20 protein-coding genes are annotated in these 25,261 nt (G+C 73.9%); 11 read left to right on the forward strand and 9 right to left on the reverse strand.

The genetic code is table 11. The annotated features are described in order from the left end of the window. Positions 1-138 precede the first annotated feature (138 nt). From ACGFN2_RS11445 to ACGFN2_RS11460, 4 genes are read left to right on the forward strand one after another with little or no spacing between them, the layout of a single operon-like run. The gene (locus tag ACGFN2_RS11445) at positions 139-3,321 is read left to right on the forward strand and encodes an amino acid adenylation domain-containing protein (RefSeq protein ID WP_393359366.1); all 3,183 of its coding nucleotides are present in this window, start codon (positions 139-141) and stop codon (positions 3,319-3,321) included. After that, positions 3,321-5,252: a non-ribosomal peptide synthetase gene (locus ACGFN2_RS11450; RefSeq protein ID WP_393359368.1), complete on the forward strand. Its 1,932-nt coding sequence runs from the start codon at positions 3,321-3,323 to the stop codon at positions 5,250-5,252. The genes ACGFN2_RS11445 and ACGFN2_RS11450 overlap by 1 nt, the downstream gene beginning before the upstream one ends. Before the next feature lie 58 nt (positions 5,253-5,310). Then, positions 5,311-7,119, forward strand: a complete 1,809-nt coding sequence (locus ACGFN2_RS11455; RefSeq protein ID WP_393359369.1) for an amino acid adenylation domain-containing protein — start codon at positions 5,311-5,313, stop codon at positions 7,117-7,119. Further along, complete coding sequence (locus tag ACGFN2_RS11460; RefSeq protein ID WP_393359371.1) at positions 7,109-9,979, forward strand: condensation domain-containing protein; 2,871 nt, start codon at positions 7,109-7,111, stop codon at positions 9,977-9,979. Before ACGFN2_RS11455 ends, ACGFN2_RS11460 begins: the two co-directional genes overlap by 11 nt. 82 nt (positions 9,980-10,061) lie before the next feature. On the opposite strand, the gene ACGFN2_RS11465 is transcribed toward ACGFN2_RS11460, so the two are convergent. Then, positions 10,062-10,634, reverse strand: a complete 573-nt coding sequence (locus ACGFN2_RS11465) for a hypothetical protein (protein ID WP_393359373.1) — start codon at positions 10,632-10,634, stop codon at positions 10,062-10,064. A 315-nt stretch (positions 10,635-10,949) separates the two neighbouring features. Here ACGFN2_RS11465 and ACGFN2_RS11470 point away from each other — a divergent pair, with 315 nt between their 5' ends. Continuing rightward, on the forward strand, positions 10,950-11,459 hold the full coding sequence (locus ACGFN2_RS11470; RefSeq protein WP_362609068.1) for a DUF664 domain-containing protein: 510 nt from the start codon (positions 10,950-10,952) through the stop codon (positions 11,457-11,459). 53 nt (positions 11,460-11,512) lie between these two features. Here the strand turns inward: ACGFN2_RS11470 and ACGFN2_RS11475 are convergent, their stop codons facing one another. Continuing rightward, entirely contained in the window at positions 11,513-12,016 is a 504-nt protein-coding gene (locus tag ACGFN2_RS11475; protein ID WP_393359376.1) for a metallophosphoesterase family protein, read from the reverse strand. 62 nt (positions 12,017-12,078) lie between these two features. After that, positions 12,079-12,297 carry a hypothetical protein gene (locus tag ACGFN2_RS11480; protein ID WP_393359378.1) on the reverse strand — a complete coding sequence of 73 codons (219 nt, stop codon included), beginning with the start codon at positions 12,295-12,297 and terminating at the stop codon, positions 12,079-12,081. A 123-nt stretch (positions 12,298-12,420) separates the two neighbouring features. Between ACGFN2_RS11480 and ACGFN2_RS11485 the strand changes: the two genes are divergently transcribed. Together ACGFN2_RS11485 and ACGFN2_RS11490 are read left to right on the forward strand one after the other, a co-directional pair. Next, positions 12,421-12,924 (forward strand): hypothetical protein, encoded by a 504-nt coding sequence (locus ACGFN2_RS11485; RefSeq protein ID WP_362614728.1) that lies wholly within the window; start codon positions 12,421-12,423, stop codon positions 12,922-12,924. Positions 12,925-13,015: 91 nt separating this feature from the next. Next, the gene (locus tag ACGFN2_RS11490) at positions 13,016-13,411 is read left to right on the forward strand and encodes a thiol-disulfide oxidoreductase DCC family protein (protein WP_393359380.1); all 396 of its coding nucleotides are present in this window, start codon (positions 13,016-13,018) and stop codon (positions 13,409-13,411) included. Between the two features lie 50 nt (positions 13,412-13,461). Here the strand turns inward: ACGFN2_RS11490 and ACGFN2_RS11495 are convergent, their stop codons facing one another. Together ACGFN2_RS11495 and ACGFN2_RS11500 are read right to left on the reverse strand one after the other, a co-directional pair. Next, a complete protein-coding gene (locus ACGFN2_RS11495) occupies positions 13,462-14,193 on the reverse strand; it encodes a L,D-transpeptidase family protein (protein ID WP_393359382.1) in 732 nt (243 codons plus the stop codon). A gap of 124 nt (positions 14,194-14,317) precedes the next feature. Continuing rightward, entirely contained in the window at positions 14,318-14,746 is a 429-nt protein-coding gene (locus ACGFN2_RS11500; protein ID WP_393359384.1) for a hypothetical protein, read from the reverse strand. Between the two features lie 299 nt (positions 14,747-15,045). Here ACGFN2_RS11500 and ACGFN2_RS11505 point away from each other — a divergent pair, with 299 nt between their 5' ends. Next, entirely contained in the window at positions 15,046-15,534 is a 489-nt protein-coding gene (locus ACGFN2_RS11505) for an EF-hand domain-containing protein (protein WP_393359386.1), read from the forward strand. An 18-nt stretch (positions 15,535-15,552) separates the two neighbouring features. Here the strand turns inward: ACGFN2_RS11505 and ACGFN2_RS11510 are convergent, their stop codons facing one another. Together ACGFN2_RS11510 and ACGFN2_RS11515 are read right to left on the reverse strand one after the other, a co-directional pair. Beyond that, on the reverse strand, positions 15,553-17,169 hold the full coding sequence (locus tag ACGFN2_RS11510; RefSeq protein ID WP_393359388.1) for an FAD-dependent monooxygenase: 1,617 nt from the start codon (positions 17,167-17,169) through the stop codon (positions 15,553-15,555). Between the two features lie 431 nt (positions 17,170-17,600). Continuing rightward, positions 17,601-18,863, reverse strand: a complete 1,263-nt coding sequence (locus ACGFN2_RS11515) for an alpha/beta hydrolase family protein (RefSeq protein WP_393359390.1) — start codon at positions 18,861-18,863, stop codon at positions 17,601-17,603. Positions 18,864-18,899: 36 nt separating this feature from the next. Here ACGFN2_RS11515 and ACGFN2_RS11520 point away from each other — a divergent pair, with 36 nt between their 5' ends. Further along, entirely contained in the window at positions 18,900-19,445 is a 546-nt protein-coding gene (locus ACGFN2_RS11520) for a helix-turn-helix domain-containing protein (RefSeq protein WP_362614711.1), read from the forward strand. 545 nt (positions 19,446-19,990) lie between these two features. Continuing rightward, positions 19,991-20,680: a transglycosylase family protein gene (locus ACGFN2_RS11525; protein ID WP_393359392.1), complete on the forward strand. Its 690-nt coding sequence runs from the start codon at positions 19,991-19,993 to the stop codon at positions 20,678-20,680. A 328-nt stretch (positions 20,681-21,008) separates the two neighbouring features. Here ACGFN2_RS11525 and ACGFN2_RS11530 read toward each other — a convergent pair whose 3' ends face one another. Beyond that, positions 21,009-21,443 (reverse strand): CBS domain-containing protein, encoded by a 435-nt coding sequence (locus ACGFN2_RS11530; RefSeq protein WP_362612207.1) that lies wholly within the window; start codon positions 21,441-21,443, stop codon positions 21,009-21,011. Positions 21,444-21,605: 162 nt separating this feature from the next. Between ACGFN2_RS11530 and ACGFN2_RS11535 the strand changes: the two genes are divergently transcribed. Beyond that, positions 21,606-23,633, forward strand: a complete 2,028-nt coding sequence (locus ACGFN2_RS11535; protein WP_393359395.1) for a M3 family metallopeptidase — start codon at positions 21,606-21,608, stop codon at positions 23,631-23,633. A 39-nt stretch (positions 23,634-23,672) separates the two neighbouring features. Here ACGFN2_RS11535 and ACGFN2_RS11540 read toward each other — a convergent pair whose 3' ends face one another. Continuing rightward, positions 23,673-25,133, reverse strand: coding sequence for an SDR family NAD(P)-dependent oxidoreductase (locus ACGFN2_RS11540; RefSeq protein WP_393359397.1), 1,461 nt, complete (start codon positions 25,131-25,133; stop codon positions 23,673-23,675). Between the last annotated feature and the right edge of the window lie 128 nt (positions 25,134-25,261).

Raw genomic sequence — 25,261 nt, forward strand, 5'->3', positions numbered from 1 at the left:
ACGGGGGTCCGCCCCCGCACCCACCCACCGACACCGCCAGACGCGCCGCGCGATCCGCGGCGCCGTCTGCGCGCCCACCGGCCGGCCCGACCATGCCCGGCCGGAGCACATCCACCCCGACGACCTCAGGGAACGCCCATGCTTCCGCTCTCCTCCTCGCAGGAGATCGTCTGGCTGCACGAGCAGGTGCAACCGGGCAGCCGCGCCTACAACTTCACCGCCGCCCTCGACCTGTGGGGCACGCTCGACACCGACGCGCTGCGCGACGGGCTCGCCGCCACCCTCGACCGGCACGCCGGACTGCGGCTGGAACTCGTCGCCGTCGCCGGGGCGATGCCGGGACAGCGGGTCGCCGACGCCTGTGCGCCGCGGCTGCGCACCGTGGACCTGAGCGGGGTGGCGGACCCGGAGAGCGCGTTCCAGGAGCTGCTGCGCACCGAGGCGGAGACGCCGCTGGACACCTACGAGGCGCCGCTGCTGCGCTGGACGCTGGTCCGGCTGGCGGACGACCGGCACCGGCTCATCCACGTCGAGCACCATCTGATCCACGACGGCCACTCGTTCGCGATCCTGCTGCGGGACGTGTTCACCGTCTACCGGGGCCGCGTCCTGGGCGAGCCGGTGGAGCTGCCGGCCGCGTCCTCGTACGCCGACCACATCCGTGCCCGGTCCGGGGACGAGGCGAGTGCGGAGCGGCGGGACGGTCTGGAGTTCTGGGCCGACGCGCTGCGGGACAAGTCCTACGACATGCCGCTGCCCGGTCTGGCCAAGCCCGGTGCCCGGCGCCGGCACCACGGCGGCCAGTTGCGCCAGTCGATCGGCGCGGATCTGGCGGAGCGCCTGCGCGCCCACGCCAGAGAACGCGGTCTGACGCCGTTCGCCACGCTCCTCGGGCTCTTCGCCGAGCTGCTGCGCCGGCACAGCGGGCGCTCCCAGATGGTGATCGGCACCGCGGTCGGCAACCGCCCGCGCGGTTTCGAGGACGCCGTGGGCATGTTCGTCAACACCATCCCGCTCCCGCTCCGGCTGGACCCGGCCGCCCCGGCCGAGGAGTCCATGGACGAGGTGACCGACACCCTCATCCGGGCCCTGCCGCACCAGGAGGTGCCGATCCAGGAGCTGACCCGCGCGCTCGGTCTGCACACCTCGGGGGCGGACAACCCGCTGTTCGGCGTCATGTTCAGCGCCCACGACGCGGAGCTGCCCGAGATCGACGTCCCCGGTCTGGACATCACCCTGTTCGAGGGCTTCAACACCGGCACCACCCGCTTCGACCTCGACGTGGTGCTGCTGCCGGACGACCGGCGCGGGGTCAGCCTCCGGCACGGCGCCGCGGGGATGACGCTGGTCTGGGACTACGACGCCGACATGTTCGGCGAGGACGTGGCGAAGCTGCTGGCCGGGCGGTTCCTCGACCTGCTGCGGGGGTACCTCGACGCGCCGGGCACCGCGCTCGCCGACCTGGCGCCGCCGCCGGTGCCGCCGGCCCTGCCGGCCGCCGCTCCGCAGGCGCCGCGGCACGATCCGCTCGACCCCGCCACCGCCCACGACCCCTCGCTGCCCGCGCTGCTCATCGGCGCCCGCCGGCTCACCTACGGGGACCTGGCCGGCCGGGTCGCCTCGCTCGCCGAGCGGATGCGGGCGGCGGGGGTGACGGCCGGTCAGCCGGTGGCCGCGGTGCTGCCCCGCGGTGCCGACTCGGTCGTGACGCTGCTGGCCTGTCTGCGGACCCGCGCGGTGTACTGCCCGCTCTCGCCGTCCGATCCGCCGGCCCGGCTGACGCTGCTGCTGGAGCGGCTGAGTCCGGCGCTGGTGCTGACCTCGGCGGACGCCCCGGTTGCCGTTCCCGACGGCCTGCCCTCGGCCACCGTCGACGCCGCGGTCCTGCCGCCGGCCCGGGACGCCGCTACCGTGCCCGATGCCGCGTACCTCATCCACACCTCCGGCTCGACGGGCATCCCCAAGCCGGTCGCCGTCGGCCGCGCGGCGCTGGAGAACCATCTGACCGGCGCGGCCGAGCGGTTCGGCCTGCGTCCGGGTGACCGGGTGCTGCTGTTCGCCCAGCCGTCGTTCGACGTGTCCCTCGAAGAGGTGCTGCCGTCGCTGCATGCCGGGGCGTGCCTGGTCGCCCCCGAGCGGGAGGTCCCGACCGGCACCGAGCTGGCCGAACTGCTGGCCGCCGCCCGGGTCACCGTGGCCAACCTGCCCACCAGCTACTTCCTGGCCACCCGTCAGGAGATGCGCCCCGCGCTCCGCGACGGCCACTGGGCGCCGCGGCTGCTGGTGCTCGGCGGTGAACGGCTCCCGGCGGACGCGCTGCGCGCGTTCCTCGCCGACACCGACAGCACCGTGCTCAACGTCTACGGCGTCACCGAGGCCGCCATCAGCTCCACCGTCCACGAGATCACCCGGGACGGTCTCGTCGACGGGGCGGAGATTCCGCTCGGCACCGAGCTGCCCGGCGAACGGGTGCACGTCCTGGACGCCCACCACCGGCCGCTGCCGGACGGCGCGGTCGGCGAACTGGCCATCGCCGGGGCGGGGCTGGCCGAGGGCTACGTCGGCAACCCTGAGGTCACCGAAGCGCGGTTCCGCCGTATCGAGGCGCTCGGCGGTGAGCGGGTCTACCTCACCGGCGACCGCGGCTACCGCGGCCGCGACGGGCTGCTGTACTTCCTGGGACGCCTGGACCACCAGATCAAGCTGCGGGGCTACCGGATCGAACTGGAAGAGGTCGAGGCGGCCGCCTCCGCCGCGCTCGGCGGCCGGTCCTGCGCCGTCGTCCTGGACCGCGAGGCCCCCGGCGGGCCCCGGCTGGTCGGCTTCCTGGAGAGCGCGGACGAGAACGGGCCGTGGGACGAGCAGGCGCTGCACACGGAGCTGAGCCGACGGCTGCCGAGCGCCCTCGTACCGGGGCGCTGGGCCCGGCTCGACGTCATGCCGCGGCTGGCCGGCGGCAAGCCGGACCGGACCGCGCTGACCCGCAGCGCCACCGCGCTGGAGCCGGCCGCGCCCGCCGGGGAGCCCGGTGCCGGGGTACCGGAGGAGCCGGCCGATCCGATGACGGCGCTGCTCGTCGAGGGCTGGCGTGCGGCCCTGGGCCACGACCGCTTCGAGCTGTCCTCGGACTTCTTCCGGTCCGGTGGTCACTCGCTGCTCGCCGCGCAGCTGGCCTCCTGGCTGGAACCGCGGCTGGGGAAGCGTCCGCCGCTGCGGCTGCTGTTCCAGAACCCGGTGCTGACCGACCAGGCCGCCGCGCTCGCCACCGTCGGCACCGCCGCGCCCGTTCCCGCCGCCTCGACCACCGTGACGGAGTCCTGATGACCCAGCAGATGACCGCCCCGACGGCGGCCCCGGCGACCGCCGGACAGCACACCCCGCAGCCCGGCACGCTCAGCATCGCCCAGGGCGCCCGTCCCGCCGCCGAGGACGTGACCGGAGTCCTCGCCCGTTTCGAGGAGTGGGTCCGCCGCGCCCCGGAGGCGCCCGCGGTGGTCGACGGGGAGCACCGCTGGACGTACGGGCAGATCGACGCCGCCGCGGCGGAGACCGCGCGGGCGCTGCGCGACCGGGTGGGGCCCGGGGACCTGGTCGGGGTCTGCCTGGACCGGTCGGCCGCCCTCGTGGTGACGGCCGTCGCGCTGGCCAGGATCGGCGCCGTGTATCTGCCGCTGGGGCCGCGCCCCGGTGAGCGCCGCACCGAGGCCGTCACCGAGGATCTGCACGTCCGCTGTCTGATCGGCGATCCGGCGCTGCTGCCGCCCCGGCACCGGACGGCCGACCGGACGGACCTGGCGCTGCCCGCCGAGGGGGCCAATGGCACCGCCACGGTCGTGGCGGCGTTCGCCACGCCGGCTGCCGCCGCGCACTCCGCGCCCGAGGGGGCGTTCTACGCCGTGCTGACCTCGGGCTCCACCGGCCGTCCCAAGGCGGTGGCCGTCGGTGAGCCCGCGCTCGGCGGGCTGCTCGACTGGTACCGCACCACGACCGGACTCGGCCCCGGTGACCGGCAGTCGCTGCTGATCGGTGTCGCCTTCGACCCCCATCTGCTGGAGCTGTGGGCCGGGCTGACCTCCGGGGCGGCCCTGGTGCCCGCGCCGGACGAGGTCCGCTGGGACTCCGTGGTGCTCGCCGACTGGTGGCGCACGGCCGCCGTGTCGGTGTCGGTGGCCGCGACCCCGATGGTCGAGCCGCTGCTGGACCGTCCCTGGCCGAAGGATCTGAGCCTGCGTCACCTGATGGTCGGCGGTGACCGGATGCGCCGCCGCCCCGGCGCGGAGGTGACCGCGACCGTCCACAACGCCTACGGCCCGGCCGAGGCCACCGTGATCGCCACCGCCTACGCCATGTACGGCACGGACGAGGCGGCCGGTACGGACTCCGCGCCCCCGATCGGCGGGCCCGTACCGGGCGTGACCGTACTCGTCGCCGACGCGGACGGCCGCCTCGTCGAGCGCGGCACGGAGGGCGAACTCCTCATCGGCGGCAGCGGGCTGGCGCTCGGCTACCTGGACCCCGAGCTGACCGCGCGCCGCTTCACGGCCGCGCCCGAGGGCCTCGGACTGCCGGGCGTCGAGCGGGTCTACCGCACCGGGGACCGGGTGCGGATGGCGGCCGACGGGCAGCTGGAGTTCCTCGGCCGCCTCGACGACCAGGTCAAGATCAGCGGGGTCCGGATCGAACCGGCCGAGGTGGAGGCCGCGTTCGAGCAGGACCCGGCGGTGCTGAGCGCCGTCGTCACCGCGCCGCGCACCGCCGACGGCCGGGCCCGCCTGGTGGCGTACGTCCGGACGGCCGCCGGCTCCGGGCTCACCGCGGACGCGCTGCTGCCCGCGCTGCGGACCTGGCTGCCCGAGCAGGCCGTCCCCTCGGACGTGCGGTTCGTGGACTCCTTCCCGCTGGACGCCAACGGCAAGGTGGACCGCGCCGAGCTGACCCGGCGGGCGGCCGACAGCGGCCCGTCCGACGCCGGCGGTACCGCACCGGACGGCGGAGCGGCCGACGGTGCCACGCCCGGTGAGCGGCTGGTGCTGAGCGCCGTCCGCGATCTGCTCGGCCGGCCCGGCATGTCCCTGGCCGACAACTTCACCGGGGCCGGCGGCACATCCGTGCTCGCCGCCCGGCTGCTGACCGTCATCGAGAAGGAGAGCGGCGTCCGGCTGCGCGCCCCCGAGCTGCTCCGCCAGCCCGATCTGCGCGCCGTGGCCCTGCTCGTCGACCAGCGCGCCGCCCGGCAGCCGGCGGGGGCCTGAGATGGCCGCCCGCACCCCCGCGACCCCGTTCTCCCCCGACACCCGGAAGGAAGGCCCCGTGCCCACCGAAGGCACTCCGTCTCCCGCCGCCGGTCTGCCGGCCCTCGTGGCCCGGCACGCCGCGCGGACCCCGCACGCCCTGGCCGTGGCGGACGGCGACAGCACGCTCACCTATGCGCAGCTCGTCTCGTCCGCCCGGGCGCTGGCCGCGCATCTGCGGGCGCACGGTGTCGGCGCGGGTGACTCCGTCGCCCTGCTGATGCCCCGCAGCGCCCGGACGGTCGTCGCGCAGCTCGCGCTGTGGTGGGCGGGTGCCGTGTGTGTGCCGCTCGATCCGGCCCATCCGCGGGCCCGTTCCGAGGCGCTGGCGGCCGAGGCGGGTGCGACGCTGACCGTCGGCGACAGCAAGCTCCTGGAATCCGCGGAGCTGGGCGGCGCCACCCTGGCGCTGCCGGCGGAGCCGCTGGTGGACGACGACCGGCTCCCGGCGGCCGAACCGGGCCCGGACTCCGCCGCGTTCATCATGTTCACCTCGGGTTCCACCGGCCGTCCCAAGGGTGTGGCCATACCGCACCACGCGATCGCCGAGCTGGTCTCCGCGCCGGCGTACCTCACCCTCACCGCCCGCGACCGGGTGCTCTTCCACTCTCCGATGACCTTCGACGCCTCGACCTTCGAGGTGTGGGGCGCGCTGGCCAACGGCGCCGCGGTGGTGGTGTGCACCGCGGAACGGCCGTCGTTCGAGGACCTGGCCCGGCACGTGGAGCGCCACGGCGTCACCGTCGCCTTCTTCACCACCGCGCTCTTCCACCAGCTGGCGGGCCGCCGCTCCCGGATCTTCTCGGCGCTGCGCACGGTGGTCGTGGGCGGCGAGGCGCTGTCCGCGCACCACGCCCGCGCGGTGCTGCGCGCCTTCCCCTGGCTGGAGCTGGTCAACGGCTACGGGCCGACGGAGGCGACGACCTTCACCACCACCCACCGTGTCACCGACGCCGACTGTGACGGCCAGGTGCCCATCGGCCGGCCGGTGGCCGGTGCGACCGTGCACCTCCTCGACGACGACGGCCGGCCGGCCCGGGACGGGGTGCCGGGCGAACTGTGGATCGGCGGCAGCCGGCTGGCGCACGGCTACACCGGGCGGCCGGAGCTGACCGCCGAGCGCTTCGTCCACCAACCGGAGCTGGGGCGCCTCTACCGCACCGGCGACCTCGTCTCCCGGCGCCCGGACGGGCTCCTGGAGTTCCACGGCCGCACGGACGACCAGGTGAAGGTCCGCGGTTTCCGGATCGAACCGGCCGAGATCGAGCACGCCCTGCGGGAGCGGCCCGAGGTGGCGGACGCGGCCGTGACCGTGCACCGCCCCTCCCCCGAGGACGCCCGGCTCGCCGCGTTCGTCGTGGCCGCGCCCGGTCCGGTGCCCCGCCCCGACGCCCTGCGCGACCATCTCACCGCCGTGCTGCCCGCCCATCTGGTGCCCGACGAGGTGCGGTGCGTGGACGCGCTGCCGCTGACCGCCTCCGGCAAGGTCGACCGCCGCGCCCTGACGGACCTGATCACGGCGGACGGGTCCGACGTCCCGGCCGGTCCGCTCGGTCCGCTGGAGCAGGCGGTCGCCGAGATCTGGAGCCGTTCGCTGGGCCGCGAGGTCACCCGCGCGGACGCCGACTTCCTCGCGCTGGGCGGCCACTCGCTGCTGGCCCTCGCCGTCACCGACGACCTGCGCGAGGAGCTCGGCGTCGAGCTGACCCTCGCCGACTTCTTCGCCGCCCCCACCGTGGCGGGTCATGCCGCGCTGGTCGAGCGTGCGCTGCTCGCCCTGCACAGCGATCTGCGCCCCGGCGCCCCGGAGGACACCGATGGCCACTGACACCCCCGCCGCCGCGGCACTCCAGGAGGAGCTGCTGCGCCGGGCGCGCTCCCGCGCCGCCCGCCCCGCACCCGTCCCCGAGGCGGTCCACCAGGGTCCCGCGCCGCTCTCCCACGCCCAGCGCCGGATGTGGCTGATGGACCGGCTGGGCGGGGGCGGCGCCTCGTACAGCGTGCCGTTCGCCACCCGGCTGCGCGGTCCGCTCGACCTCGACGCGCTGGCCGCCGCGCTGACCTCGCTGGTGCGCCGCCACGAGATCCTGCGCACCCGGTACGGGCAGCGGGACGGTGAGCCCTACCAGGAGGTGCTGCCGGCCCCGGAAGCGATCACGCCGCGGGTCGTCGAGGCGGACGCCGACGGTGCCGCCGCCCTGCTGGCCGAGGAGGCGCACCGGCCGTTCGACCTCGCCGCCGGTCCCGTACCGCGCGCGCTGGTGCTGCGGCACGGGCCGCAGGACCACACCGTGCTGCTGACGTTCCATCACATCGCCCTGGACGGCGCCTCGCTGGAGACCGTGGCCGGTGAACTCGCCGCGCTCTACGCGGCCGCCACGGAGGGCACCACGGCCGGTCCGCAGCCGGCTCCGCCGCAGTACGCGGACTTCGCCCGGCGGGAGCAGGCCGCCGCCGACCGCCTCGAACAGGGCCTGCGCCACTGGGAGGACCGCCTCGCGGGAGTCGCCCCGCTGCGGCTGCCCCGCCCGGCGCACCCGCCGGCCGACAGCGGCGCCCGGCCCGCCGGTACGCACACCGTCCCGCTCGACCCGCGGGTCCCGGCGGCGCTGCGCGCGCTGGGCCGCGGCCGCCGGGCCACCCTGTTCACCGTGGCCCTCGCCGCGGCCTTCGCCGCCCTGCACCGCTTCACCGGCCAGGACGACCTGGTGATCGGGGTGGCGGGCAGCCACCGGCAGGGCGCGGAGATGCGCGGGCTGGTCGGACTGTGTGTCAACACCCTCCCGGTACGGGTGCACACGGGCGGCGACCCGTCGTTCACCACGCTCGTGGAGCGGGTGCGGGAGGCGCTGCTCGACGCCCAGGAGGGCCGCGAGGTGCCCTTCGACCTCATCCTGGAGCGGCTCGGCGCCGGTGCCCGCGGCACGGACGGCACGGCCCTGATCCGGGTGACCGCGGACGTGCTGGGGGAACCCACCACGCTGCGGCTGCCGGGCACGGTGGGCGAGTACGTCGAGGTCGGCCCCGCCGAGGCCAAGTTCGACCTCTCCTTCGGTCTGGTGGACACCGACGCCCCCGCCGGGCTCGTCCAGTACGGCCGGACCGCGCTGGACGAGGAGGCGGCGGCCGGTCTCGGTGCGCACTACGCCGCGCTGCTCACCGCGGTCGCGGACGAACCGGACCTGCGGCTCTCCCGGTTGCCCGGTGCGGTGCCGGCGCCGCGGGACGGTGCCGACGCGCATCCCGCCGACCTGCATCCGGCCGAGGCGCTGCTGCGGTCACACCCCGGGGTGGCCGACGCCGCGGTGCTGGAGCCGGCCGGCGGGCCCCTGCTGGCGTACGCCGTGCTGCGCGAGATCGGCGGCCCCGCACCGGCCGAACTCCGCTCCCGGCTGCGGGCCGCGCTGGCACCGGAACGGGTGCCCGCCGTGGTGACCCTGCTGGACACGCTGCCGCGGACGGCCGACGGCGCGCCCGACGTGTCCCGGCTGCCCGGAATGCCGTCCGCGCCCGCGCCGGAAGGCGCCTGCGCCGAGGCGGTGGCCGAGGGCTTCCGCGCGCTGCTGGGCCGACCGGCGGGGCCGGACGAGGACTTCTTCCTCCTCGGCGGGCACTCGCTGGTCGCCGTCCAGCTCGCCGAACGGCTGCGCGGGTCGCTGAAGCTGCCGCTGACCGGGCTGGACATCATGCAGGCCCGCACCCCGCGCGCGGTCACCGCGCTGCTGGACACCCGCGCCGCGGAGCGGGCCGCCGCGCCCGCGGTCACCTCGTCCGGTCCACGGCGCTCGCGTGAGGGCACGGTGCTGGTCACCGGCGGCACCGGCGGCGTCGGCGCGTTCGTGCTGCGCGAACTGGCCGCCCAGGGACGCCCGGTGCTGGCCCTGGCCCGCCCCGAGTCCGCGCATCTGGTCGCCGGAGACGGGGTGGACGTCATCGAGGGCGACCTCACCGACCTGGACGGGCTGCGCAAGGCCGTCGACGGCGCCGACGCGGTGATCCACGCGGCCTGTACCTTCACGCGTCCCGAGGTCGATGTGACCGCGATGGCGGCGATGGTCGGTGCCTGGTCGCGCGGCCCGTTCGTCTTCGTCAGCAGCGTGGACGCCTACGGGCACCCGGCCGGTGAGTGGGTGGCGGAGGAGTCCGCCTCGGCCCAGCCGCTGAGCCCGTACGGACAGGCGAAGCTGGACTGTGAGGCGCTGCTGCTGGGGGCCGCAGGTTCCCAGGGCCGGGGCGGGGCGAGCGCCGTCCGCTCCCCTCTCGTCTGGGGCCCGCACCAGCGGCTGCGGGACCAGCTGCGCTGGGGCGCGACCGGCCTGCTCTACCAGGCCGCGCGGGAGGGCCGGCCGGTCGAGCTGCCCCGGCCGGGCACCGGCGGTCATGCCTGGTTCGGTGCGGCCTGGGTGCATGCCGCGGCCCTGGCCCGGTCCGTGGTGTCCTGCCTGGACTCCCCCGTGCACGGCGTCGCCAACGCCGTCAGCGGCCATGTCACCTGGCGGGACCTCGCCGCCACGCTGGCCGAACTGCTCGGCAGCGACAGCGAGATCCGCGAGACGGACGAGGTCCATCCGGACCTGGACCACCGCTGGCACTACCACTCCGACCGGCTGTCCCGCTCCCTGCGCCTGCAGCCGGGCGAGGACTGGCGCTCCGTCCTGGCCGCGATGGCGGGACCGTCCGAGCGGTGAGCCGCCCGGTATGACACCGAAGCGCCCGGTGGCTTCCCGGCCACCGGGCGCGCTCCTGCCGTCGCCGCCCCCCGCCCGCGGGTCAGACGGCCAGGAACGCGGCCGCGGTCGCGGCACCGAGGGCGGCGCCGGCCACGGTCTGGGCGACGGAGTGGTACCCCAGCGCGACCCGCGACCAGCACACCGCGGTCGTCAGCGCACCGGCCGCCAGCCACCACGGGGAGTGCACCACCGCCAGCAGCGCGACGACCGCGGCGGCGACCGCGGAGTCCACCGAGATCTTCCAGACCGTGTTGACCGTCAGGAGAATGACCGTCATCGCCCACAGGGCGAGCATCGCGACCAGGATGCCGGCCGGCGCCCGCCCGAGGAGCATGACGAGCGTCCCGGCGCCGATGGACGCCAGGATGACGAGGAAGATCGGCGCCCGCTTCCTGCGGTCCACGACGTGCCGGTCGCCCCATGTCCCGCGCCGGCGTTCCCATTCGATGTAGCCGGCCGGGACGAGCCCGGCGCACAGCGCCCCCAGCAGACCCCACAGGATGCCGGTCCAGTCCCCCGCGGCCGCCCATCCGATACCGAGCATTCCGGTGAGGAGGACGTTGCGGGGCTGGAGTATGTCGGTGACGGCGCGGGCGGCCGGGGCGCGGCTCATACGGGAACCTTCGTGTTCGGGGAGATCCGGGAGAACGTACGCAGGACAACGCACCGCCCTGTCACCGGGGGTGACACCGGATCACGCGAACGGGCTCACTTTCCTGAGCCGGATCACCGTAACAAGGCCGAAATGCCGCCTTTCGGCCTGCCCCTCGCCGTTTCCCGCGTTCCGCTTGCGACCATGGGCGGGCTGCCGGGGCTGATGCCCTCCGGGGTGCCCGACCGCCGCGGGAGCGCGGCACATCGGTCCACCGGTACCGGTTGTCCGCGGAGTCTCCGCGTGCAGCCCTCCGCCGCCGCAAAGGAGCCCGCCATGAACGCCAGCACGGACCTGCTCGTCGACGCCTTCGGACGTATCCGGGAGAGCGTCGAGGACGCGGTCACCGGGCTCGACCCGGAGGAGCTCGCCACCCGTCCCGAGGACGGCGCCAACTCGGTCGGCTGGCTGGTCTGGCACCTCACCCGCATCCAGGACGACCATGTCGCCGGGGTGGCCGGCACCGAGCAGATCTGGACCGCGGACGGCTGGTACGACCGCTTCGGGCTCCCCTTCGACCCCGACGACACCGGATACGGCCACACGGGCAAGCAGGTCGCGGCGGTACGGGAGCTGACCGCCGAGCTGCTGACGGACTATCACGGCGCGGTGCACGACAACACCGTGCAGTACCTCGCCGGGGTCGACGACAAGGACATGAAGCGCGTCGTCGACCGCGCCTGGACGCCGCCGGTCACCCTGGGCGTCCGGCTCGTCAGCGTCGTCGCCGACGACCTCCAGCACGCCGGGCAGGCGGCCTATGTGCGTGGCCTGCTCGGTCGTTGAGCACCCGGCCGGGCGGGGCGGCCGGCCGGGCGGGGCGGCCGGCCGCCGCGCGCTCACCGTCCGCGGGGCAGGCGGTGCAGTTCCACCGCCGTGAGCCGGCCCGCCGTGATCTCCGCCGTCATGTAGGTGCAGTAGGGCTGCCGCCGGCGGTCGGTCGGCGAGCCCGGGTTGAGCAGCCGCAGCCGGTCGCCGGCCGTGGAGTCCCAGGGGATGTGACTGTGCCCGAACACCAGCACATCGAGGCCGGGGAACCGTTCGGCGCACCGGCGCTCCCGCCCTCGCGCGCCGCCGGTCTCGTGCACCACGCCGAGCCGTACGCCCGCCAGTTCCGCGTACGCCACCTCGGGCAGCCGCGCCCGCAGTTCCGGGCCGTCGTTGTTGCCGTACACCCCGATCAGCCGCCGGGCGCGGGCCGTCAGCAGGTCCAGGGTGGCGGTGTCGACCCAGTCGCCGGCGTGCACCACGACGTCGGCGCGCGGCACCTCGTAGAGCAGCCGGGGCGGCAGCACCTTGGCGCGCCGGGGCAGATGGGTGTCGGACAGGAGCAGGAGTCGCACGGGTCTCTCCTCGGGCCGTACCGGCGGACGCGGCCGGGTGCCGGGTGCCGGGTGCCGGGTGGTCAGCGTTCCTGGGCGGTGGGCCGCACCGCGATCTCGTTGACCGCCACATGAGGCGGCTGGGTGACCATGAAGACGACCGCGCGGGCGACGTCCTCGGCCCGCAGCCGGCCGTCGAGGGGCCTTGCCTCCGGGACGGGCGCGGGCCGCCGTCCGGCACGGGCCCCGTACCCCGCCCCCCTTCCGCAGGCCCCTTCCCCACTGCTGTCCGTCCTCACCATCTGCCCCACGGAGAAGGCGGGTTGGCCCGGAATCCGCGGTGCGGCATGCCCCCGGACGCGGTGCGCGGGGCCGGACACCGGGTAGGAATCCAGGAACCCCCCTTGTGCTCCCGGGAGCTGCTCATGAGGCACACGCATCCCCTGCCCGGCGACATCGGACTCACCCGGATATCCGGCCTCACCGGCCGGCTGATCCGCTTCGGACAATGGCTCAACGGAGACGGCTTCGCCGACTACCAGCACGCCTTTCTCGTACTGCCCGGCGACCGGCTGCTGGAGGCCCAGCCGGGCGGTTCCCGGATCGCGCCGCTCACCACGTACGACGGCACCGATGTGCTGTACGTCTGCCCGGAAGGGCTCACCGAGCGGCAGCGCACCGCCCTCTGCACGGCGGCCTCCGCCTACGTCGGGGTGCCCTACAGCTTCCTCGACTACCTGGCGATCGCCGCACACCGCTTCCACCTGCCCCTCCCGGGGCTGCGCCGCTATGTGGCCAGCACCCGGCACATGATCTGCTCCCAACTCGTCGATCAGGTCTATCAGGACGCCGGTGTCCATCTGTTCGCCGACGGCCGCTGGCCGGGCTATGTGACACCGATGGCCCTGTACAACCTGCTGGCCGACTGACACCCACAGATGAGCCCAACGGCACCCGGATTTCCCGCCCGGTAACCTGGCGCATGTCAGGGCATTCCACCGGCGCGAGGGGGACCGGACCATGCGGCGGCAACCCGTACTCGTCTATGACGGCGACTGCGCCTTCTGCACGTCCTCGGTGCGGTTCGCGCAGCGGTGGCTGCGTCCGCGCTGCGCGGCCACGCCCTGGCAGTTCGCCGACCTCGCGGAGCTGGGCGTCAGCCGCCGGCGTGCCGAGCACGAGGTGCTGTGGGTGACACCGGCCGGGGCGGTGCACGGTGGCGCGCAGGCGGTCGCCAAGCTGCTGCTGAGCGCACCGTGCGGGTGGCCGGTCGTGGGCGCGTTGCTCACGCTCCCGCCGGTGCGCTGGATCGCCCATGGGGTCTACCGGCTGATCGCGCGCAACCGGCACCGGATGCCGGGCGGGACGGCGGCCTGTGCGCTGCCGTCCGCGCCCGCCACCCAGAAGCCGGCGTAGCGGGCTCGCGCCGGCGGTCCGTGGCGGTGTCCGGCCGGACCGATGCCGCGTCAGGTGCCGGGCTTACGGCCGTAGACGTAGACGTCATCGCCGTTCTTGAGCAGGGACCAGTACTTCTTGGCGTCGTTGCTGCGCATGTTGACGCAGCCGTGCGAGCCGGGCGCCGACCAGACGCTGCCGCTGATGGAGTGGAACGCCTGCCCGCCGTCGAAGAACTGGCTGTACGGCATGGGCACGTGGTAGATCGTCGACACATGGTGCAGATGGCGCCAGTAGACCTTCTTGGCGCCGGTACGGGTCTCGTATCCGTCGCGGCCCGTACGGACCGGGACCGGCCCGAAGACCAGCTTCGTGCCGTCCTGAATCCAGCTGAGCTGGCGGGTCAGGTCGACGCAGGCTATCCGCCCCTTGTTCGTGGGGCAGTTACCGGCCTTGTTGGGGTTGTGCCCCGCGGCCTGCTGCTGGGCCACGACGCGCATCACGCCCCAGGTGACGGGCCCGGCGTAGCCGATGTTCGGGGTGATGCCGTGGCTGGTCTGGAAGGCCCGGATCGCCCGGCAGTCGGCGGTGGACTGCCGGCCGTCCACCGGCAGCCCGAGGAACTTCTCGGCCTGCTTCTGGTACGGGCCGCGGGCCGCGGTGCACGAAGAAGCGGTGGCGGCCTGGGCCGTGGAGCCGAAGGCCACCGTCAGCGGAACGGTCAGCGCCGTCACGGCGAGCGCCGCGCCCGCCCGACGACCGGCGCCGGACCGCAGGACACGCAGGTTCAGTCGTCTTTTCATGCCCCGTAGGACTGTTTGCCCGACCCGCCGGTTGCAGGCGTGACCGACCCGAAATATCTGATACGTGATCCGCTCCCCGGCGGACGGCACGGCGTCCGGTCCGCCGGGGAAGCGGGACGGCCGCCTACAGCACCACGACCTTCTTCTGGTAGGCGTAGCTGAAGCCGTCGTCGTCGAAGTAGAAGACGGTGACCTTGATCTTGTCGCCCTTGGCGAAGTGCGAGACGGCGGACGGGCGCAGGTTCACCAGCGCCGTGTGGTCGTCGTAGTCGCAGACGAGCTTGTCCGCCTTGACGGTGCCGGCGGCGTTCGACGTGTCGTGGCGGGGCCCGCTGACCTTGAAGGCGTTGGCGACCAGCTGGTGGGTGAGGCCGGCGTCGCAGGAGTAGGTGACCTTCACCTGCAGGCCGGGCTCGTGCAGCGAGACCTTGTCGATGGCCAGGAGGTTGGCCTTGGCGACCGCCGACGGGGCGGCGACCAGGACTCCGGCACCGGCCAGGACCGCGGCGGCCGCGGCGCCGGCGAGACGACGCCGTGAACGGGATGACTTCATGCGAGATTTCCTTCCCCCCGCGCTGTCGCCCTGGTCGGAGGGGGCGGAGAAATATCCGCCTGTGCGGGCGACTGCGACAGATGTTCAATTTGACGGCGATCATAGGTGATCTCCCCGTGCGGCACCGCAGCTTTTCCGCCACGACGGGACGACGGACCGAGGCGACGAACACGCCCCTGCCGATGACCCTCCGCTGTCGCACCACCACTTAATGTGCTCGTGTCGGACGGTCGCGGCGCCCGTGGCCGTCCGTCTCCCGGGCTCCGTCAGGAGTCACCCCCGCTCAGAAGGGATGACGCATGATCACCGATGCGCTGCGCGCGGAGTACGAGCACCGCTTCACCCTGTACGACACCGACGGCGACGGCTATCTGACCGCACAGGACTTCACCGACCGCGCACGGCTGCTGACGGAGGCGGTGGGCGAGCCGGCGGACTCTCCCAAGGCGCGGGCGCTGGATGCGGGGATGCGGCACACCTTCGAGCAGCTCGCCGCGCTGGCGCGGATCGACGCCATGGGGCGGCTGGACCGGAAGCAGTTCGTCGAGGCGTTCGCGCACGCGAGCGCGTCCGGGGCGCTCGGCAACGTCGTCGGGCCGTCGGTCGCCGCGACCATCGCCCTCGCCGACTCCGACGGGGACGGTGTGGTCAGCCAGGAGGACTTCACCGTGGTCCACCGCGCGGCGGGGCACTCGGACGCCCAGGCGGCGGAGGCCTTCCGCGCCCTGGACCAGGACGGAGACGGGCGGCTGCTGGTCGAGGCCTGGCCGGTGGCCGGCGGCGCGTAGGGCCCGCGCCGCGCGGCCTCATCCGCCGAAGGTCAGGGCGAGGTGCTCCGCCAGCCGCGGGCCGCTCACCGGGGCGTCACGCAGCCCCAGATAGCCGTCGGGACGAATGAGGAACCCCTCGCCGCCGCGTGCGCCGTAGTTCCGCCGGAACGTGCCGAGGCTGTCGCGGACGACGGGCAGCGGCAGACCGTCCGTCCCGAGCCGCCAAGCGGCGATCAGCCAGACGCCCAGCTGCCCCTGCGCCGCGCGCCGCGCCGACGCCACCACCTCGTCGTACGGCGCCAGTTGGGCCTCGTCGTCCGCGTAGAGCAGCAGGGTGTGCTCCTGTCCGCGCAGCAGGTCGAAAAGGCGGAACGGGAAGGTGGTGAGGTCGTGCCGGAGGCCGTCGCAGTCCGGTGCGCGGTCACCGGCGGCGGGGCCCTGGCGCGGCGGCCCGTCCGGCCCGACGATCGGGCTGCCGCGGTAGCCGACGAGCAGCTGGGCCTCGCGACGGATCACCGTCGACGGATCGTCGGGGTCCGCCTGGACGCCACCGCCGGCGTGCCGGACCGTCCGCTGCACCACTTCCTCACCCACGGGACGGCGCTCGACGTCGTAGCTGCTCAGCAGCCCCGCTCTCGCGGTCGACCGCACCGCCAGGGCCACCTTCCACGCCAGGTTGTAGGCGTCCTGGATGCCGGTGTTCATGCCCTGGGCCCCGGTGGGCGGGTGGATGTGGGCGGCGTCTCCCGCGACGAACACCCGGCCCTCCCCGTAGCGGTCCACCAAACGGTGGCTGATACGGAAGACCGAGGACCAGCGGAGCGCGGAGGCCTGGGTCGGCTGCGGTGCGAGCCGGTCCAGGACAGCCTGGATGTGCGGGAGGCCGGGGGTGGGGCCGGACTCCAGACCGTGCGCCACCTCGTCCCCTCCCGGCTGTGGTGACAGGGAGAGTTCGGGCGGGACGAGCATGGACATCCGGTAGCGGTTGCGGCCGGGCAGCGGGATGCAGACCAGCAGGTCGTCGGTGCGTCCGTCACTCTGATGCATGGCCCGGACCGCGTAGCCGGGCGGCAGCTCCCAGTCGACCTCGACGTCGCCCAGCATGTACTCCTCGGGGAAGGAACCGCCCTCGAAGCGCAGCCCGAGCCCCTTGCGGACGGCGCTGTGGGCGCCGTCGCACCCGAGGAGGAAGCCCGCGCTCACCCACTCCTGGGCGCCGGACGGCAGCGCGAGACAGACCCGGACCTCGTCGGCGTCCTGCTCGAAGCTCACCAGCTCCGTGCCGCGTTCGACATGGGAGCCCCAGCGCGCGAGCAGTTCCGCGAGGATGCGTTCGGTGGCGTACTGCGGAAGGGCGGCGAAGCGGTAGGGCACATCCGGCGGCAGGGACAGCTCGATCCGCGCCTGCTCCGTACCGTTGACATAGATCAGCTGTCCCCGGAGCGGAGCCGCGGCGGCCAGGGCCTCCCGCGCCACCCCCATCCGGTCCCAGATCTCCAGCGTCCGGGGCTGCACCCCCACCGCCTTGGCGAACGGCTGCGGCGCGGACAGCCGGTCGACGACACGGCACCGCACCCCACGCCGCCGCAGCTCACACGCCGCCGTCAACCCGACCGGCCCCGCCCCGACGACCAGCACATCCACCTCGGCCATGGCAGCCTCCCGGGCCGGAACCCCCCTCCTTCCCAAGGGACCACAGCGGGGTCGGGCTGTCATGTCGGTGGCTCTGCGCCGGGGAGCTGTCCGGCCGGGCCCAAGCGCTCATCCCGTTCGCCACCACCGCCACGCGCTCATCTCGTTCGCCACCACCGCCAGACCGTGGCACGGCCTCTCGACCTGCTTGGCCGTCGCCTCGTCCTCCTGTGGTCCGGCGTGCCTCGGCGGCGGGGTGGCGTCCGGTACGGGCGGCGGCCGCGTGCCGGTGGGCGCGCACGAGGGTGGGGGCCGCCCGCCTCCACGCGCCAGGCCCTTTCCCGACAACGCCCGCGTCTCCGTCGCGCACCGGCAGGAGCGGCCTCAGTCCTTCCCACGCGGCATCCGTGAGATCGCCACCTCGCTGCCGCCCCACAGGGGTCATGCTTCGCCTACCGTCGCGCCAGCCAGGTGGCGATCTCGTCCACTACCGCGGTGTCGACATGCCCCGGCAACGCGTACTCAGCCGGGGTGGGCCGGCCCCGGCCGGAAAAGAAGAGGTGGTTGGCGTCCGGGTGGATGCTGATCGCCACCTCGGGGCGGTCCGCAAGGGCGTCCCGCCAGCGCGTCAGATCGTCGGTGACGGTCACCTGGTAGTCCCGCCCGCCCTGCAGAATCAGCATCGGGCAGGCCAGTCCGGCTGCCGTGGCCACCGGATCGTAGCCACGCAGGTCGAGCCAGTAGGCGGCGGAGAGCCCGAGCGGCAGCAGCTCCGACGGGGTGTCAGGCGTGAGTTCGGGGCCCGCTACCAGCGCGGCCTGCCGGGCGAGCGCCGCCACCGCCTCGTCCGCGCCGGGGTGGGGGGCGAGCGCGGAGAGATAACGGGCCACCCGGACGGCCGCCTCATGCATCGGCTGCGCGTCCGCCGCGAGCAGGACCAGGCCGGCGATCGAGGGGTCGGCGGCGGCGATCCTGGGTGCCACCTTGCCGCCCATGCTGTGGCCGAGGAGGTGGATGCGGTCCGGGTCCACCGCGGGCTGCTGCCGGAGCAGCCGGACGGCGGCCAGCGCATGTGGCAGGTACTCGTCGGCCATGGTGAAGTCCGAGGGCAGACGGTCCGGCCGTGTGAAGGTGATCTTGTCGAAACGCACCACGGCCACCTGCCGGGAGGCGAGCCCCCAAGCGAGGTCCTTGAGCGGCTTGTTCGGGCCACAGCTCCCGTCCCGGTCGAACGCGCCGCCGCCGCTGAGCAGCACCACAGCGGGCCACGGCCCGGGGCCCTCGGGCAGGCTCAGCGTTCCGGGCACGGCGAGCGGCCCGGTGCCGAGCAGGACGTCCCGCTCAAGGAACCGGTCCGGGTCCGCGTCATGCGGCGGCTGCCACTCGGCGCCGGCGTCCGGATCGAGTCGCAGGCCGTGCAGCAGGCCGTCACCGCCCACCGACGTGACCACGGTGAAGTTGCCGTCGGCGCACGTCACGGGGATGTGCACCCGCACCGGTCCGGTCTCACCGGCCGCACTCACCGGCTCCCCGATCTCTGTGACGTGGCCCCGTCCGGCCGACTCCGCCGCCCACGCGAGCCGCAACGCGTCCGCGGAGACCGCAGCGCGCAGCGGCGGCGCGAACAACTCCACCAGCTCGGCGAAACGCTCCGCCCGCAGCAGCGCGGCCAGGCCCTGCGCCGCCTCCAGCGCCTTCAACTCATTCGTTCTCATATTTGAGAAAGGTAGCAGTCGTGAGAAAGTTCGGGCATGGATTCTCTGGAGCTGCTCGCCCACCCCATCCGGCTGCGGATCGTTCATGCGATGGGCGGTGACCGGCTGCTGACCACCGCTCAGCTCTGCGCCCGCATTCCCGAGGCCTCCAAGGCCACCGTCTACCGCCACATCGAGCTGCTGGCGGCCGGCGGAGTCCTGGAAGTGGCTGAGGAGCGAAGGGTGCGAGGCGGGGTGCAGCGGCACTACCGGCTGCGCCGGGACCGGTCGGTGATCGGCTCCGATACTCTCCGCACACTCACCCCCGAGGACCATCGGCAGGCTTTCGCCACCGCGATGACCGCTCTCCTGGCCGAGTTCAACGCGTATCTCGACCGCGATGAGGCCGACCCGGTGGCCGACCAGGTGGGCTACCGGCAGCATGCGCTCTGGCTCAGCCCGGCCGAACTCGACGGCCTGATCGCTGAGCTGCGCGCGGCCATCGCGCCGAGACTGTCCAACCGGCCGAGCCCCGAGCGTGCGCAGTACCTGCTGAGTCCGATCCACTTCCCGGTGGAACCCCCGCAGCAGGAAGCGGAGTAGGGGACGCCAGGGGCCGACGCGCTCTGCGACGGTTCGGGGACGCCGTACGACCTGTGGGCCGGGCCGCTACAACTCCCCTGGCGGAGACCGCTCCCCACCCGTGCGGCCGGGTGCCCTGCTGCCCCTCGCCCTTGGCCGCGCGGTGACACCGCCGGGACCCGTGCGCGGTGCATGCGTACCTGCGCAGCGCGTGCATCACGTGCGCCGGTTGCGCTCGGCGGACACCCCCCGGCCGACCAGGTGATCGCCGGGCCGCTGATGGTCATGCGCCTACGGCCTGAGCGGTGCGCCCCGGCCCGTCTGAACAGGTGCGCCGTGCGCAGGCACGGCCGGGCGCCGACGGCAAGGGGGCAGGCCGTATCGCGGCGGCGCTACCGCGCGCTCTGCCGATAACAACTCGGGCCGTGGTTGTCTCTTCCCCGTCGAATTCATGGCGCCGTGCGGAAAACGCAGTTCGAGCTCCATTCGAACGCGATACGCCGCACGGCGCCAGGTTTCCTGAATGACTGCCAGGCAACTGCGCGGCGAGCGACGGGAGTAAAGGCATGCAATTTCCTCAGGTAGCGAAATCGACGGCCCGGAGTGAATTCCGGGGCTATGGGACGCGGGGTGTCACGGCGGCAGCGGTCCTGCTGGCGGCCGGTGCGCTGAACCTGGCCACCGGGCAGTCCGCCGAGGCCCGGAGCGGGACGTGGGACCGCCTGGCCGGCTGCGAGAGCGGCGGGAACTGGCGTACCGACACGGGCAACGGGTTCTCCGGCGGACTGCAGTTCGCGCACTCCACCTGGCACTCGTTCGGCGGCGGCGCCTATGCCTCACGGGCCGCGCGGGCGACCCGGGCCCAGCAGATCAGGGTGGCGGAGCGGGTGCTGGCCCGTCAGGGCTGGGGCGCCTGGCCGGCCTGCTCGGCCTCGCTGGGCCTCAACTCGGCCACCGCGCACCGCACTCCGCGGAGCGCCGAGGCCCGCCCCGCGCCGCAGCGGCAGGCCGCCCCCTCGTCCCGCGGCCGGGTCCGGCATCCGCAGTCCCATGAGAAGCGCCACAAACTGGCGCGCCATAGGAGTACCGGCGGCACGGTCGTCGTCAATGCCGGGGACACGGTGAGCGGAATCGCCTACGCGCACGGCTGGGGCTGGCAGGAATTCTACCGGCTCAACCAGCGCGTGATCGGGGCGAATCCGGATCTGATTTTCCCCGGTACGCGACTGGCCGTGCCGCACTCCGGCACCCGCTGAGCGCCTTCCGGAATTCCCGGCAGGCGCACAGCACGGCGATCCCGGATAGCACGGCGATCCCGGAATTCCGCTGAAACTCCGCATCCGCACCGCGCGGTGGCCCGCCGGAGGGGACGGACCACCGCGCGGAAGGGTGGTGACGGCAGGGAGGCGTGAGTCGCCTGCCGGGTAGCGGGTGGCCCGTCCACGGAACCGCGGACGGGCCACCCCGCGCTGCCTGCGACGCCGGAGTGGGTGCGGGTGGTGCCTGAGGTGATGCGCGGGGTGGCGGAGTACCGCGTCTCGCCGGGGCCGCAGGTGGCGCCGGGGCCCGGCCCTGTCGGCCGCGTCAGGCGGGCGCGTACACCTTGCTGGCGAACTCCGCGATCTGCGCGTCGCTGAGGTTCTTGGCGAGGTTGGCCTCGGTGATCATTCCCACCAGGCGGTGGCCGCCCCTGACGTCGATGACCGGCAGCCGCTTGATGTGGTGCTGCTCCATGGTCTGCAGGACCTCGTTGGCGTCCGCGTCCGCGTCGATCCAGTGCAGCGTCCCGCCCATGGAACCGGCCTGCACCGTCGCCGGGTCGATGCCCTCGGCACAACAGGCGACGACGATGTCACGATCGGTGATGAGTCCCGTGAGCCTGTTGTTGTCACCGCAGATGGGAAGGCAGCCGACGTCCAGGTCCCGCATCATCTTCGCCGCGTCCCGCAACGATTCGTGTGCACCCACACAGTGCGCTCCACCGGACATGATGTCTCGGGCTCGCAACTTGGTGGCCATGATTCCTCCTGTCTCAGGAGTGTGTTTGCATGCCTCGTCTTCGATCTCACCACGGATGGACCGGCGACGCTCACCGGGACGGACCGAAGCGCGGTGCCGCTCCGGGCCGCCTTCCGGTACGACCGCCGGACCCGGCGCCGTCTCCGGGCGTAGTGTCGGTCCGTGACGACGTCGAACCCCTTCTTCGAGCCGAGTGATCTGCCGTACGCGCTGCCGCCGTTCACGCTGATCCGGAATGAGCACTTCCGGCCCGCGTTCACCCGTGGCATGGCCGACCAACTGGCCGAGGTGGCGGCGATCGGCGGCTGCCCCGACCCGGCGACCTTCGAGAACACCGTGGAGGCGCTGGAACGCAGCGGTGCGGTGCTGGACCGGGTGCGCCGGGTGTTCTTCAACAAGGTGGCCGCCGACACCGACGACGAGATCCAGGCGCTGGAGGTCGAGATCACTCCCCAGCTGGCCGCCCATGACGACCGGCTGCTGCTCGACGCCGCCCTGTTCGGCCGCCTGGACGCGCTCCACGCCCGGCGCGAGCGGCTCGGGCTGGACGGCGAGCAGCTGCGGCTGCTGGAGCGCCACCACACCGTGCGGGTACGGGCCGGTGCCCGGCTCGGTCCGGAGCAGCAGCGGCGGCTGCGTGAACTGAATGCCGAAATCGCCGCGCGGTGCACGGAGTTCGGGCAGAACCTGCGGGCGGCCACGGCGGACGCCGCGCTGGTGCTGGACCGTGCCGAGCAGCTCGCCGGTCTGCCCGCCGACCGGATCGCGGCCGCCGCGGAGCACGCCCAGGCGCTCGGCCACCCCGGCAAGTTCGTGCTCAGCCTCAAGAACTTCACCTGCCAGACCGAACTCGCCGCGCTGGAGGACGCCGCGCTGCGCGAGCGGCTGCTCACCGCGTCCCTGGGGCGCGGCATCGACAGCAACGGCCCGGTCGCCGTCGGTCTGGCCCGGCTGCGCGCCGAGCGTGCCGCGCTGCTCGGCTACCCCAGCCACGCCGCCTGGGAGGTCGCGGACGGGACCGCGGGCACCACGGACGCCGTCGAGGAACTCCTGCGCCGGCTGGTCGCGCCCGCCGTCGCCAACGCCGAGCGGGAGGGCACGGCGCTGGCCGAGGCGGCCGGGGTGGCGGAGGTCAGCGCGGCGGACTGGCCGTACTACGCGGAGCGGGTGCGCAAGGAGCGGTTCGACCTCGACGCGGATGCGCTGCGGCCCTATCTGGAGCTGACGGCCGTGCTGCAGGACGGCGTCTTCCACGCCGCCGAGCTGGTCTACGGCATCACCTTCACCCGGCGCCCCGACCTGATGGCGTACCACCCGGACGCGCAGGTCTACGAGGTGCACGACGCCGACGGCGGTCCGCTCGGCCTGTACATCGGCGACTTCCACGCCCGCGCGTCCAAGCGGGGCGGCGCCTGGATGGAATCGCTCGTCCCGCAGTCGCGTCTGCTCGGGCAGCGTCCCGTGGTGGTCAACAACCTGAACGTCGCCAAGCCGCCGGCGGGCGAGCCGGTGCTGCTGACGTGGAGTGAGGTCACCACGCTGTTCCACGAGTTCGGGCACGCGCTGCACGGGCTGTTCTCCGATGTCCGCTACCCGCTGCTGTCCGGGACGCAGGTGCCCCGCGACTTCGTGGAGTTCCCCTCGCAGGTGAACGAGATGTGGGTGGACCGGCCCGAGGTGCTGGCCCACTACGCCCGGCACCACCTCACGGGTGAGCCGCTGCCGGACGAACTCCCGGCCCGGCTGCGGGAGGCGGAGACCTTCGGCGCGGGCTTCCGGATGGTGGAGCACCAGGCGGCCGCGGTGCTGGACTGGGCCTGGCACTCCCTTTCCGAGGGCGAGGTACCGGCCGCGGACGCGGCGGAGGCGTTCGAGGCGGCCGCGCTGGAGCGCTACGGACTGGCGCCGGCCGCGATCCCGCCGCGCTACCGCACCGGCTACTTCGCCCATGTCTTCAACGGCGGCTACGCGGCCGGGTATTACGGCTACCGCTGGGCCGAGGTACTGGACGCCGACACCGTGCGCTGGTTCCGGGAGAACGGGCGCACGGTCCGGGAGAGCGGTGAGATCTTCCGCCGGGAACTGCTCAGCAGGGGCGGCAGCGTCGACCCGCTGGCGGCGTTCCGCGCGGTGGTCGGGCGCGACCCGGAGATCGGGCCGCTGCTGGACCGCCACGGGCTGACGGGCTGATCCCCGGGGCGCCCGCCCGGCGGCGGGCGCCGTGCCGGATCACCAGGCGGCGGGCGCGTAGTCCTTCAGGAAGCAGCCGAAGAGGTCCTCGCCCAGCTCGCCGCGGACGATCGGGTCGTACACCCGGGCCGCTCCGTCGACCAGGTCGAGCGGGGCGTGGAAGCCCTCGTCGGCCAGCCGCATCTTGTCGGGGTGCGGACGCTCGTCGGTGATCCAGCCGGTGTCCACGGCGGTCATGAGGATGCCGTCGGTCTCCAGCATCTCCTGGGCGCTGGTGCGGGTGAGCATGTTCAGCGCCGCCTTGGCCATGTTGGTGTGCGGGTGGCCGGCGCCCTTGTAGCCGCGGCTGAACTGGCCTTCCATCGCCGAGACGTTGACCACGTACTTACGGCGCGCCGGGGCCGCGGCCATCGCCGGACGCAGCTTGCTCACCAGCAGGAACGGGGCGGTCATGTTGCAGAGCTGGACCTCCAGCAGCTCGACCGGGTCGACCTCGTCCACCTTCTGAATCCAGCTGTTGGTGGCGTGCAGATCCGGTACCAGTCCGCCGGCGTCGATGGCGGTGCCCGCCTCGATCCGGGCGGGGGTGGCCGAGCCGGTGGTCAGGGCGAGGGCGGTGAGGTCGGCCGCGGTCAGCGCGCCGGGCGTGCCCGAGGCTGCGGGGAGGGCGGCGGGGGCGCCACTGCCGAAGTGACCGAGGACGAGCGAGGCGGGCAGCTCCCCGGCGGGCAGCGGGGCGGACTCGGCGGCGAGCAGCTGTCCGTACGCCTCGGGCGACCGGCGGACGGTCTGGGCGGCGTTGTTGATCAGGATGTCGAGCGGGCCTTCGGCGCTCACCTCGTCGGCGAGCGCGACGACCTGGGCCGGGTCCCGCAGGTCGATCCCGACGATCTTCAGCCGGTGCAGCCAGTCCGCGCTGTCCGGCATCGCCGTGAAACGGCGGATGGCGTCGCTCGGGAAGCGGGTGGTGATCGTGGTGTGGGCGCCGTCGCGCAGCAGCCGGAGCGCGATGTACATGCCGATCTTGGCGCGGCCGCCGGTGAGCAGGGCGCGCCGGCCGGTGAGATCCGTACGGGCGTCCCGGCGGGCCCGGTTCTCCTTGGCGCACGGCGGACAGAGCTGGTGGTAGAAGGCGTCGACCTCGACGTAGCGGGACTTGCAGGTGTAGCAGGAGCGGGGCCGCTCCAGGATGCCGGCGAGTTCCGTGGTGACGGAGCTGGCGAGGGTCAGGCCCTGGGTCTCGTCGTCGATCCGGTCGGGCGCGCCGGTGGCCGTGGCCGCGGTCACCGCCCGGTCGTTGGCGGTCTTGGCCGCCCGGCGTTCCTGCCGGCGCCGCTGCTTCACCTTGCGGTAGATGCCGGCGGTGGCGCGCCGTATGGCGATCGCGTCCGGGTGATCCAGCGGCAGCCCGTCGAGCTCTTCGAGCACGCTCAGGCAGACCGCCATCCGCTCCGAGTCGATACCCGTGCCATCGGCCCGGCCTGTTTCGGTCACCGTCATCGCCGCTGCCGCTTTCCTGGGATCGTATGTTCTATTCACGCTTCGGCGGAACTGTACGTAGAGGGGGGCCGCCGCGCCAAACCCGGTGGCGGCCCCGGGCCCGGGGAACGGGCCTGAGAAGGGGGCCC

Origin of the sequence: Streptomyces sp. NPDC048612 (assembly GCF_043199295.1) — a bacterium.
In the GTDB taxonomy this organism is placed as follows: domain Bacteria; phylum Actinomycetota; class Actinomycetes; order Streptomycetales; family Streptomycetaceae; genus Streptomyces.